Origin of the sequence: Demequina silvatica (assembly GCF_000971215.1) — a bacterium.
GTDB lineage: Bacteria > Actinomycetota > Actinomycetes > Actinomycetales > Demequinaceae > Demequina > Demequina silvatica.
Window position 1 is genome coordinate 113,148 of sequence record NZ_BBMA01000011.1, and the last position, 12,504, is coordinate 125,651.

Consider the following 12,504-nt stretch of genomic DNA (forward strand, 5'->3'; position numbering starts at 1 on the left):
GTGCCCGGCACGTCGCAGGGGGATACATGCTCGGCAGGACCATGCTGACGCGCGCCACGAGCGCGCTCGGAGCCGCATTGATGGTCGCGGGGCTCGCGGCCGCGCCCGCGCAGGCCGCGGAGGCGCTTCCCACCGGCTCGGTCGTGGTCGGCGTGACCCACTGGGCCGACGGCTCCGTCGCGACCGGGGGATGCGTCGAGGCGTTCGACGCCGCAGGCACGTCGGTGGGCTCGGACTGCGTGGGCGAGGCCGGCACCTACACGGTGGGCGGGCTCGCGGACGGCGACTACCGCCTCAAGCTCTCCGGCTTCGGCACCGCCCCGACGCAGTACTACGACCGCGCATCGACCCTCGCGTCCGCGACCGCCGTCACGGTCGCCGACGGTGGGGCCGCCGATATCTCGTATGCGCTGCTGGCCAAGAGCACGATCAGCGGCACGGTGCGCGACACTGACGGCGCCCCGATGGCGGGCGTGACGGTCACGATGCGGGACGCCGCGGCTGACGGCGACCTCGCTCGCGGCGCGTCGGTCGAGACCGGTGCCGACGGGCGGTACGTCCTCACGATCGCGGCGAACACCAGCCAGCTGGTCTCCTTCGAGAAGACCGGCTTCGGCGCCAGCTCGTGGCCCAGCGCGCCCCTGAGCCAGGGAGGCACGTTCTACGGCCCCTCCGCACCATTCCGGACAAGGGCCGACATGGTGCTCGCCCCGGCTGGCGCGATCGAGGGCACGATCGCCGCGCCGCCCGGCCTGATCGCGACCGGCGCACAGGCGTGCGTGCTCGTCTACGACTACGCGTCGGACGGTCCGCCGCTGGCCAAGGGCTGTGGTCTCCTCGGCGAGCGGTTCCGCTTCGACGACCTGCGCGGGGGAGTAGACGCCGTGCGCGGGGGCGGGTACGTGCTCTGCGTCGCACCCTATCCCGCCACCCGGGGGTGCACCAGCGACACGGGTTGGTTTGGCGGACCGGCTTCGAGCCCCTTGGCGGCCAAGCGCATCGATGTGGAGGCGGGGAGCACCACCGCCGTCGCTCTGGCGTGGGGCGGAACGCTCAAGATCGCCGTCACGCTCGACAACGGCGCGCCGCTGTCGAGGGGATGCCTGGTTCCCCAGGACGGGCTCCCCGCCCTGGGTCTCACGACCAACTGCGCGCCGGTCGGCGGTGTGTTCACCGTCACGGCGACGAAGGACTTCTGGCTGAATCCCGGAGCCTTCGACCTGAGAGACGCGCTCAACACGCGCGACAGGAGCCTGTGGATGCCGCAGACGAGGGTCCAAGCGGGCGGCACCACGGTGATCCCGATCACGGTCCCCGCGCTAGGCAAGGCGTCGGCGACCGTGGCCGTCAAGCGCGCGGACGGCAACGCCATCACCAAGGGCTGCGTGTATGCGGTGCTCCACGGCCCGGCGAAGAAGGATAGGGGGCAGGACTGCACGATCGCGGCGGACGGAGTCGCGTCCTTCACGGGGTTGCCCGACGGGACGTACAGCTTCGAGGTGCGGGACGTGCCGGGCTCCTATGCGACCGTGGCCTATCCGGCGGTGGTCAACGCGCCCGGGTCCCGGATCACGTTGTCGGGAACCCAGCACGTCCGCCTCGCGATGAAGCTGCCGACCACCCAGACGGTGCGCGGCCATGTGCTCGGCCCCGACGGGGCTCCGGTCGCCGGTGCCACTGTCGTGCGAGCGAACAAGTCTGGCGTGCTGTCGACGGCCACGACGGCGAGCGACGGGTCCTACCAGATGGTTGCACCTGTCGTGGCTTCCAGCATCGGAGTCATCGCAGCGGATAGCTACGGGCAGGCCTGGTACGCCTCGTCCGCGAGCTTCTCCGGCGCCACGACCGTGACGGGGCGCGCGAAGGCCCGGACGATCAGCGACGTCGACATCGCGCTCGAGCCCGGGCAACGGATCACGGGCACCATCGCGGTGCCCGACACCATGGCCGCCGCGTCGGCGTGCGTGATGGCGCTCGACCCGGCGGCGGCGATCGAGCTGGCGCGCGACTGCGGCGACGTGGGAGACCCCTTCGAGCTCGACGGGCTCGCCACCGGGGCCTACCGGATCTGCGTCGCCCCCGCGCCGGCGACGGACGGCTGCTGGGGCGAGAAGTTGCCCGGCGCGATCGTCAGCCGCGGTGGCTCGCCGGTGACGTCGACGATCGGCGCAGAAGACCTTGCGATGAACCTCGCGTTCGGCGGGACGGTGCTCGCCACCGCGAGGCGTTTCGACGGCACGGTCGTCATGGACGGGTGCGCCGATCTGCTCGACGGCAAGGCGGTTGCCGCGACGACCTGCGACAACGTCGACGGTGTGTTCACTTTGTCGGTCGGGCACGACCTCGGTCAGTATCCGGAAGTGAGGGTGCGCGGCGCGGAGGCGCTGCAGGCGGCTCGACAGTCTGTTGCCGGGGTCGGCGCCGGGCGGACCGAGAACGTCCGCGTGTCGATGGAGGACGCGCCGTCGCTCAGGGGCACGATCATCCGGCCCGCCGGCCTGGAGGGGCTGACGGTCTGCGCACAGGTGACCGATGGAGCCGGGTTCGAGCGTGAGCAGTGCCTGGAGCCTGGCGTCTCGAAGTACTCGATCCAGGTGCACGAGCACACCTCCTACTACGTGCAGTTCTACTCCGAGGGCGCGGGCGCGGCGTTCCAGTGGTACGACGGCGCCGGTCGTAGGGCCAAGGCGAAGCCGGTGGAGGTTCCGACCTACGACGTGACGCTGCCGCCCGCGACGCTGAAGGTCGAGGCGACGATCTCGGGAGTCATCACGACGTCCGCGGGAGCGCCGGCCTCAGGTGCGAAGGCGGTCGTGGTCGACATCGATGGCCGGGCGGTCCAGGCAGCCGTCGCCGGCGAGGATGGCGCCTACACGGTGGACAGCCTGCCGGCCGGCACGTACACGGTCCGATTCCTGGGTTCACCGGGGCAGGCGTCGCTTTGGTACGGCGGCACCCTCACCTCCGCGGGCGCGAAGACGATCACCGTCGCCGCGGGCGGCACCGGCCACGCCAGCGGACGGCTGCGCCCCGCGGGGACCATCCGAGTGTCGGTCACCGCCAAGTCGGGCGAGGCCGTGGCGGGCTGCCTCGAGGCGTACACGTCGCGCCTCGACTATGTGGGCCGCTATTGCGACACCGTCGATGGCGCCTATGCGCTCGACGATCTGCTGCCAGGCACGTACGTGGTGCGTGCGGTGGGCTTCGACGGCCTCGGCGACAGGTGGTACCCGTCGGCGGTGGGGGTGTCGGACGCCAAGCGGCTCACGGTGCGGACAGGCGAGACGGTCGCCGCGCGCATGGTGCTCGGCAAGGGAGGCACCATCGCCGGTCGGGTGTCTGCACCCCTGTTCGAAAGAGACGGGACCCCGATCAGGCTCTACACGCTCGCAGGTCAACTTGTGGACTCCACGACCGCGGACGTCAGCGGTAACTACTCCTTCGATCATGTCCCCGCCGGGTCGTTCCGCGTGTACATCGACCCGGCCGGACACCTCGGGGGATGGGTGCGCGCGCGCACCGCGATCTCGCCGCGCACGCTGACCTTCCCCACCGCGTCGGGATCGTGGTCCATCACCGGTGCGGACCGGACACTGGGCCGCACGGAGCACGAGGGTGTGTTCGTCGGGTCGCTCAACGTCCCGCTCGACTTCACCAGCAAGACCGTCTGCGCGGTGGCCATCAACAAGTGGAAGAGTGCGCGGGGCGCCATCTGCGGACCCCAGGGCGCGCCGTTCGCGCTCGAGGTGCCGGACAGGGACTCGGTGCGCGTGGTGATGACCGACGGCGTCGTGACTACCCCCGCGCAGTGGAATGCCTTCACCGGGCGGCGGATCTGGGTGGGCGGGGCCTCGACGTACCGCTCGAGCCCGGCTTTCGACGGGCTATACGCGACCGAGGCGTACATCCCGGTCTACTTCTTCACGGACGTGACCTACGCAAGTCCGGCCTGGTTCGAGATCTCGTGGATCGCGGACGCCGGCATCGCCACCGGGTTCGGGGACGGGAGCTTCCGGCCTCAAGCCACCGTGACGCGCGGCCAGATGGCGCAGTACCTCTACCGCCTTGCGGGCGAGCCTGACGTCCGCCTTCCCAAGGCGTCGCCGTTCACGGACGTCGCGGCGACGTCGCCGATCTACCGCGCTGCCCTGTGGCTCCGCCAGGAGGGGATCGTCACCACCCGCGCGTACCGCCCGGGCGACGCGGTGACGCGCGGCGCCACGGCGGACCTCCTCTACCGACTCGCGGACAAGCCGGCCTACACGCCTCCGTCGAAGTCGCCCTTCAAGGACGTCAAGACCACGAGCAGCACGTACAAGGCGATCACCTGGGCCGCGTCGAAGGGCATCGCGATGGGGGACCCGGACGGCACGTACAAGCCCAACGCCTCGTTGACCCGCGTCCGCATGGCGCAGTCGGTGTACCGCTGGGCCGCCAAGTACGGCGGGTGACGCTGCGGGGCAGGGCGACCCTTGCATCGTCCCCTCAACCTTGGCCCCATACAAGGAAAAAAGGAAAAAGCGTGCCAAAGCGCGCGAAGCGGAGTATGTTCCCAATCATCCGCACCGGGACACGGCGGTGATGCCGCGTTCCTGATCCATGTGCGGGTCGCATGACTGGGGGAACAGATATGCATCAGAGGGGGAACCGGCTGCGCTCTCGCGCCGCCATCGGGGGGCTGGCGGCGGCCGTGATGCTCGCGACCAGCCTGATCGCGACGCCCGCGGGCGCGGCCACGGATGATCCACGCGTGGACACCGTGTACCAGTTCGCGACAGACCAGTACACGGATCCGGGCGGCCACCTGAACCTGCAGACGCGCTCGATCGCCGAGCTGGGCGACCGGATCACGCTGGCAGGCGAGGCCCGTACGCTCGACACCATCCAGGTGACTCTGCAGAGCTTCGCGTGCCAGACCGGCGGCTGGAACAACGAGAACTGCACCAGCGCGGCCAACGCCAGCTTCAGCCACCCGGTCACGGTCAACGTGTACGCGGTGGGCGCCGGCGGCGCGGTGGGCGACCTGCTCGCCACCCTGACCCGCCAGGTCAACATCCGCTACCGCCCGAGCTCCCAGCCGGGCACGTGCGTGGACAACCCGGACACGAGCTTCTACGTCGAGTCGGCCTGGTGGTACGACGCGGCGAGGGGACGATGCGTCGCGAACTACGTGCAGACGGTCACCTTCGACCTGCACAACCAGGGCGTGGAGCTGCCCACCGAGGTGATCGCCGCGGTGACCTTCCCGACCAGCCGGTTCGGCTCGGGGCTCGCCGTGGGCGGGCCCTGGGACAGCATCGACGTGTCGATGGCGGACGAGGCGCCCGTGCGGGGCACCAACGTCAGCCAAGGCGTGCTCTACTTCGACTCGAACGATGACGTGAACTTCCCGGCCGAGGACGAGACGCCCGAGCTGGGCGTGTTCAAGGCCGCGAGCGGGTGGCAGTTCGACAACAACAACTACCGCACGCCGCTCATCACGATCACTGCGACGCCGCAGACCGACCGGGTCCTGCCCGCCACGTTCGTGGGCGGCTTCGAGCAGGGCACCTCGGCGGGGCTGGGGCTGGTGACCAGGCAGAACGACGGGCTGCTCGCGTCCTCGGGCTGCTGGTACGCCGAGGCTCCGGTGACCAACTACGGCACCCACAACGGCACCGGCACGGTGACCATGGCCTACGGGGGCTACGCGACGGAGTTCCCGTCGGGCGGCTACACCACGTCGGCCGACTTCTACCTCGATGCGGACGCGGCCTCGGGGCAGTTCACCTGGGCCCACGCGGTCAACGGCACCGACGGCCAGCTGCAGCGGAGCTTCATGTTCTACGCGGGCGCGGACGGCTCCGGGACGTGGACGGTGGGCACCGGGCTGACCGCCGCGACCACCGCGCCGTACCGCAGCAACTACGGCACCAGCCCTCTCTTCATCGAGGAGTCCGGGTGGTACACGCTGCGTCACCGGCTGTACGCCCAGGGCGGGCTGCTGTACGCGGACCTGTCGGTGCTCGACGACTCGGGGGCGGTGCTCGACACCTGGACCCTGGGCGGGAACTCTCAGGACCTGGTCCCGACGCTCGTGGGCGGCAACCGGTACGGGTGGCTGATCAACAACTCGTACGCGGGCCTGCGGATGGACAACGTGGTGCTCGGCGCACCGCGGCCCACCAACGCGTGCGTGCAGACGTTCACCACCGCGCCGACCCCGACCATCACGGGCGTGCCGAAGGCGGGCGTGATCCTTCGCGCGCAGACCGGCGACTGGGCGCCCGAGCCGTCGGAGTTCGCGTACCAGTGGATGCGCAACGGCGTGCCGATCGCGGGCGCGACGGCAGCCTCGTACAAGGTCTCATCGAAGGACCGCGGCAAGAAGCTCCGCGTCGACGTGACCGCGTCGCGGCCCACCTTCGTCGACCGCGAGGTGCGTTCGGCCCCGCTGTACGTACCGAAGGTCTGGGCAACGCCGGACCGTCCGCCGCTCAAGGGCACCGCGGCGGTAGGAAGCCGGCTCTCCACGGTGGTCCCGGCCTGGTCGCCCAAGCCGGACACCGTCGCCTACCAGTGGATGCGTGACGGCAGGCCCATCTGGGGCGCGAAGTCGTCGACCTACGTGGTGAAGAAGGCAGACCGCGGCCACCTGATCAAGGTGAGGATCACCGCGAAGAAGACGGGCTACATCAAGTCCGTGGTCTTCTCGAAGGCCCGAACCATGTCGTAGACGAGCGCACGGGCTGACAGGGCCGTCGCCGGGGTGACCCGGCGGCGGCCCTCGGCGCGTACGGCGACGTCGGGGTCCCGCTTACGGAGCGAGCGCGGCGGAGAGGAAGCCCACCACCTGGTCACGCCACGCGTGCGGATCGGTACGGAGGGCCCCCGCATGCGCCGCGCCCGGTACCGTCCACACGTCGACGTCCGGGTCGACGTCCGCGAGGGACGATGCGGCGGTCGCCTCGTCCGGCACGTCGCCGGCGACGATCAGCAGCGTTGGCGCGGTGGACCGGGCCGCGGCGCCCGCGAGCGGCCCGGGCCTCGCAGCAGGGGAGAGCAGTTCGAGCAGCACGTCGCGCTCGAGGTCCATCGCACGCTGGATCGCGCCCGCGGGGCCGCCCGGCAGCCAGGCGGCCTTGTCCTCCGCGGTGCGTCCGGTCGCCCCCTCCGCGACCACCGCCTGGATCCGCGCATCGTCCCCCGCCGCGCCCAGCGCCTCCTCGCCGCCCATCGAGATGCCGACCACGCCGATCCTGTCGGGGTCGACACCCGGCAGCGCCTCGACCGCGTCGACGGCCGCGCGCACGTCGCGCTCGCCCCACCAGCCCAGTTCGTGCGGCGACCCTCCGGACGCGCCGTGACCGCTCGCGTCGAGCATCAGCACCCCGTAGCCCGCGTCGCGGAGCACCTCGGCATGCTCCACGACCGCGGCGCGGGTCGATCCGGAGCCGTGCAGCAGCACCAGGGCCGCGCCGTCGCGCGAGGGCAGCCACCACGCCGCGAGCTCGACCCCGTCGCCCGCCTCGACGGTCAGGTCGGACGCGCCGTCCGGACGGACGGCGCTGGACGGCGCGAGCGCCGGGTGCGCCGCCCAGGTCGCCACCCCGACGGGGAGGGCGAGGATCGCGACCACGGGCAGCGCGGCGACCAGCACCAGGGTCCGGGACCACCAGCGGCGAGCGACCCGCGTCGCGATCCACACGAGCGCCGCCAGCGCGGCGATCAGCGCGACCGTGGCGACCAGCGCGACCGGCGAGAGGCCCGTGCGGGCCAGTCGCGCGGGCCCAAGCGCCGCGCACGCGCCCGCGAAGCTCGCCAGCACCACGGCCGCGCCCGCGGCCGCCACGACCGTCCATGCGCGCATGGTGCCCCCTCGGTGGGTGCCGCCGCGCCGTGGTCGGGGACCGCGCGGTCTCCTCCGTCCCACGGTAGGCGACCCGCGCATCGTCCGCCGTCCGTGCCCGATACCCTAGGACCCATGCTTCGCATGTCCACTCTCTTCCTGCGCACCCTGCGCGAGGACCCCGCCGACGCCGAGGTCGCGTCGCACAAGCTGCTCGTCCGTGCCGGCTACATCCGCCGCGCCGCACCCGGCATCTACACCTGGCTCCCGCTGGGCCTGAAGGTGCTCGCCAAGGTCGAGGCGATCGTGCGCGAGGAGATGGACGCCGCCGGCGGCCAGGAGGTCCACTTCCCGGCGCTGCTGCCGCGCGAGCCCTACGAGGCCACGAACCGGTGGACCGAGTACGGACCCAACCTGTTCCGCCTCAAGGACCGCAAGGACGCCGACTACCTCCTCGCGCCCACGCACGAGGAGATGTTCACGCTGCTGGTGAAGGACCTGTACTCCTCGTACAAGGACCTGCCGCTGACGATCTATCAGATCCAGACCAAGTACCGTGACGAGGCTCGCCCCCGCGCGGGCCTGCTGCGCGGCCGCGAGTTCATCATGAAGGACTCGTACAGCTTCGACGTCACGGACGCCGGCCTCGACGCGTCGTACGCGGCGCAGCGCGCGGCCTACGTGCGGATCTTCGACCGGCTGGGACTCGAGTACGTGATCGTGACCGCGACGTCCGGCGCGATGGGCGGCTCGAAGTCGGAGGAGTTCCTGTCGCCCACCGAGGTGGGGGAGGACACGTTCGTGCGCTCGCCCGGCGGCTACGCCGCGAACGTCGAGGCCGTCACCACGCCCGTCCCCGACGCCCTGCCCTGGGACGATGCGCCCGCCGCCCACGTCGAGGACACCCCCGACACCCCGACCATCGACACGCTGGTCGCCGCCGCGAACGCCGCGCACCCGCGCGCCGACCGCGAGTGGACCGCCGCGGACACCCTCAAGAACGTGGTGCTCGCGCTCACGTCACCCACGGGGGAGCGCTCGCTCCTGGTGGTGGGCGTGCCCGGCGACCGCGACGCGGACATGACCCGGCTCGAGGCCGCCCTGGCGCCGTTCGGCGTCGAGGCCGCCAACGAAGAGGACTTCGCCAAGCACCCCGAGCTCGCGAAGGGCTACATCGGCCCCGGCGCGCTCGGCCCGCAGGCCCGCCCCGAGGGCGTGGAGCGGGGCTCCGAGGAGGACCGGGCGATCCCGTACCTGCTCGACCCGCGCATCGTCCCCGGCACCCGCTGGATCACCGGCGCCGACGTCCACGGCAAGCACGTGTTCGAGCTCACCATGGGCCGCGACTTCACCGCGGACGGCACCATCGAGGCCGCCAGCGTGCGCGCCGGTGACCCGTCGCCCGACGGCTCCGGGCCGCTGGAGCTCGCGCGCGGCGTCGAGATCGGCCACATCTTCCAGCTGGGCCGCAAGTACGCCGAGGCGCTCGACCTGCGCGTGCTCGACGAGAACGGCAAGCAGCAGGTGGTCACCATGGGCTCGTACGGCATCGGCGTCACGCGCGCCGTGGCGCTGCTCGCGGAGAACAACCACGACGAGCTGGGCCTGGTCTGGCCCATCCAGGTCGCGCCGTACCAGGTGCACGTGGTCGCGACCGGCAAGGACGACGCGGTGTTCGAGGCCTCCGCGCGGCTCGCGGGAGAGCTCGAGGCCGCGGGCATCGAGGTCTGCTACGACGACCGCTTCAAGGTCTCGCCCGGCGTGAAGTTCAAGGACGCCGAGCTGCTGGGCGCGCCCTTCATCCTGGTGGTGGGCCGCGGCCTCGCCGAGGGCACCGTCGAGCTCAAGGTCCGCGCGGCGGGCACCAGCGAGGCGCTTCCGGTGGACGATGCGGCGGCCGCTGTGATCGCCCGCGTCCAGGAGGCGCTGGCCGGCTGAGCGGCCCGCCCCTCTCGACCGCGTTCCACACGGAGCCGGTCCCTGGGGGCCGGCTCCGTGCATGTGCGCGGTCACATCTGGGCGTTCGTGTGGATCAGCGTCGCATCCGTGTGGATCAGCGATCGCGGGTGCGCCTCAGCCGGCGGCGGTGACGCCCGGCAGCGCCGGCACGTCGGCGAGGTCGAAGCCACGGAGGGACGCGGCCTGCATCCAGGCGTCGTACGCGCCGTTCAGGATCCACGGCACGTCCTCGGCGTCCGCGCCGTCGATGAGCGCCGCGTAGCTCTCCGCGATCTCGGTCTCCACTGCGCGCTCGGTGGCGGCCCGCGCCTTGCGCGTCCCGGTGCCGGCGGGAGGCACGTCATAGAGGCTCGCGCGGTCGTCCTCGACGCCGGGCAGCGCGACCAGGGCGGCGGCGCGGGCCTCGTGCAGGCGGGAGCGCGTGAGGGCCCGCTCGCGTTCGACCCCGGTCGCGCGCGCCGCGGCGACCTCGTAGGCGAAGGACGCGCGGTCGTGCGCGACCGCCAGGGACGCGAGGGCCGCCGCGTCCGCGGACGTGCCGTCGGCCGGCAGCCACGGGCCCGCCTCATCGCCCAGCGAGGGCATGGCGCGCTCGCGCGGCGCCTTGCCCGCGACGGCGGGAGCGTCCGTGACCACCGCGTGGGACAGCGCGACCGCGCGCAGCAGCGCGGCCAGCGAGGGGTCGTCCGCCTCGGCGGCCTCCGCGGCCTCGAGCGCGCCGTCGATCGCGTCGGCGACAGCGACCTCGAGCGTGGGATCGGGCGTCGGCGACGCCGTGGGGGACGGCGTGGGCGACGGCGTCGCGACGTACACGCCGCCGAGCGCCGCAAGCCGCTCGGGGGCCAGCAGCGACTCGGCCACGCCGGACTCGGAGGAGTCCGCCACGTCGATCACGGTCTGCTCCCGGATCGCGGCCTGGTCGCGCAGCACCACGGTGGGCGTGGGGGTGCGCCGCTCGAGCGGCGGCGTCTCCACCCGCCACGAGCAGCCCGCGACCGCGACCGCCAGGATGCCTGCGGTGATGACCACGCCGAGCGCGCGGGAGGGACGGGACGGCATGGGCGCCATCATGACATGCCCCTGCGAGGGTCCTAGAATGTGGGTCGACCGAATTTCAGGAACGGAACGCGCGCCGCGCGTGGGAGGCGATGCCATGGACATCACGAGCCGCATCATCGAGCTCGCCGCGCCGGAGGCCGAGGCCGTTGGGCTGGTGCTCGAGGGAGTCGAGGTGACCGCCGCAGGCAAGCGCTCGCGGGTCGTGGTCACGCTGGACCTTCCGGAGACCGAGGTGGGCAGCGCCGACCTCGACGCCATCGCCGAGGCCTCCCGCCGCATCGGCGCCGCCCTGGACGAGGCGAACGTGCCGTCCACGCCGTACGTCCTCGAGGTCTCGACCCCCGGCACCGACCGCGTCCTCACCGAGCGCCGCCACTTCATGCGCGCCCGGACCCGGTTGCTCGAGCTGCGCCTCGCGGACGGCACGCTCACGGGACGCCTCACCGACGTCGACGGGGACGAGCTGGTGCTCGACGTCGACGGCGAGGAGCGTCGCGTCCCGGTCGCGCAGGTGACGGACGGTCGCATCGTCGTGGAGTTCAAGAGGCTGGGAGAGTAGTAGGACATGGACATCGACATGCAGGCCCTGCGGGGCCTCGAGCGCGAGAAGGACATCCGTCTGGACGTGCTGGTCGACGCGATCGAGCAGGCGCTCGTCTCCGCGTATCACAAGACCCCGGGCGCGTACCGGCACGCCCGCGCGCACCTCGACCGCGTCACCGGCAAGGTGACCATCCTCGCCCGCGAGGACGTCGAGGAGGGTCAGGACCCCGCCGAGCTCCCCGAGTTCGACCACACCCCGGCCGACTTCGGGCGGATCGCCACGTCGACCGCGCGTCAGGTGATCTTCCAGCGCCTGCGTCAGGCGGGGGACGATGCGGTGCTGGGCGAGTACGCCGGGCGTGAGGGCCACCTGGTGTCGGGTGTCATCCAGCAGTCCTCGGACCCGAAGAACGTGCACGTGGACCTGGGCGACGTCGAGGCGATCCTGCCGCCGCACGAGCAGGTCCCCACCGAGGTGTACGTCCACGGCGAGCGCCTCAAGGGCTACGTCCTCGACATCTCCCGCGGCGCCAAGGGCCCGTCCATCACGCTGTCGCGCACCCACCCCGGCCTGGTGCGCAAGCTGTTCGAGCTCGAGGTGCCCGAGATCGCCGACGGCACCGTCGAGATCATGAGCCTCGCCCGCGAGGCCGGCCACCGCACCAAGATCGCCGTGCGCGCGACGGTCCCGGGCGTCAACGCCAAGGGCGCGTGCATCGGCCCGATGGGCTCGCGCGTCCGCGCCGTCATGAGCGAGCTGCGCGGAGAGAAGATCGACATCATCGACTGGGACGACGACCCGGCCACGTTCGTGGGCAACGCGCTGTCGCCGTCGCGCGTCGTGTCGGTCGCCGTGGTGGACGAGGAGGCCCGCGCCGCGCGCGTGGTGGTCCCGGACTTCCACCTGTCGCTCGCGATCGGCAAGGAGGGGCAGAACGCCCGCCTCGCGGCACGCCTCACGGGGTGGCGCATCGACATCCGTTCGGACGAGCAGCCCGACGTGCCCGGGCGAGCCGGATCCGGGCGCTGACGGGGATCCGCTAGACTGGTGAAGCCGAGAGACCCGTCTCGTGACGTCGGCGCCCCCGCCACCGCTCCTCAGGAACCGGTGCGGA

7 protein-coding genes are annotated in these 12,504 nt (G+C 72.1%); 5 read left to right on the top strand and 2 right to left on the bottom strand.

Annotated features, from left to right (window positions below):
* Positions 1–26 precede the first annotated feature (26 nt).
* Positions 27–4,451 carry a carboxypeptidase regulatory-like domain-containing protein gene (locus AOM05_RS13030; RefSeq protein WP_062522931.1) on the top strand — a complete coding sequence of 1,475 codons (4,425 nt, stop codon included), beginning with the start codon at positions 27–29 and terminating at the stop codon, positions 4,449–4,451.
* 179 nt (positions 4,452–4,630) lie between these two features.
* On the top strand, positions 4,631–6,715 hold the full coding sequence (locus tag AOM05_RS13035) for a hypothetical protein (protein ID WP_156165191.1): 2,085 nt from the start codon (positions 4,631–4,633) through the stop codon (positions 6,713–6,715).
* An 81-nt stretch (positions 6,716–6,796) separates the two neighbouring features.
* On the opposite strand, the gene AOM05_RS13040 is transcribed toward AOM05_RS13035, so the two are convergent.
* Positions 6,797–7,849 (bottom strand): alpha/beta hydrolase, encoded by a 1,053-nt coding sequence (locus AOM05_RS13040; protein ID WP_062522936.1) that lies wholly within the window; start codon positions 7,847–7,849, stop codon positions 6,797–6,799.
* A 123-nt stretch (positions 7,850–7,972) separates the two neighbouring features.
* Between AOM05_RS13040 and AOM05_RS13045 the strand changes: the two genes are divergently transcribed.
* Positions 7,973–9,766: a proline--tRNA ligase gene (locus AOM05_RS13045; protein WP_062522987.1), complete on the top strand. Its 1,794-nt coding sequence runs from the start codon at positions 7,973–7,975 to the stop codon at positions 9,764–9,766.
* 135 nt (positions 9,767–9,901) lie between these two features.
* On the opposite strand, the gene AOM05_RS13050 is transcribed toward AOM05_RS13045, so the two are convergent.
* A complete protein-coding gene (locus tag AOM05_RS13050; protein ID WP_156165192.1) occupies positions 9,902–10,846 on the bottom strand; it encodes a DUF4439 domain-containing protein in 945 nt (314 codons plus the stop codon).
* Positions 10,847–10,940: 94 nt separating this feature from the next.
* On the opposite strand from AOM05_RS13050, the gene rimP reads away from it, so the two are divergent.
* Both rimP and nusA read left to right on the top strand, forming a co-directional pair.
* Positions 10,941–11,405, top strand: a complete 465-nt coding sequence (gene rimP / locus AOM05_RS13055; RefSeq protein WP_062522940.1) for a ribosome maturation factor RimP — start codon at positions 10,941–10,943, stop codon at positions 11,403–11,405.
* 6 nt (positions 11,406–11,411) lie between these two features.
* Entirely contained in the window at positions 11,412–12,419 is a 1,008-nt protein-coding gene (gene nusA, locus AOM05_RS13060) for a transcription termination factor NusA (RefSeq protein ID WP_062522942.1), read from the top strand.
* Positions 12,420–12,504: the final 85 nt, after the last annotated feature.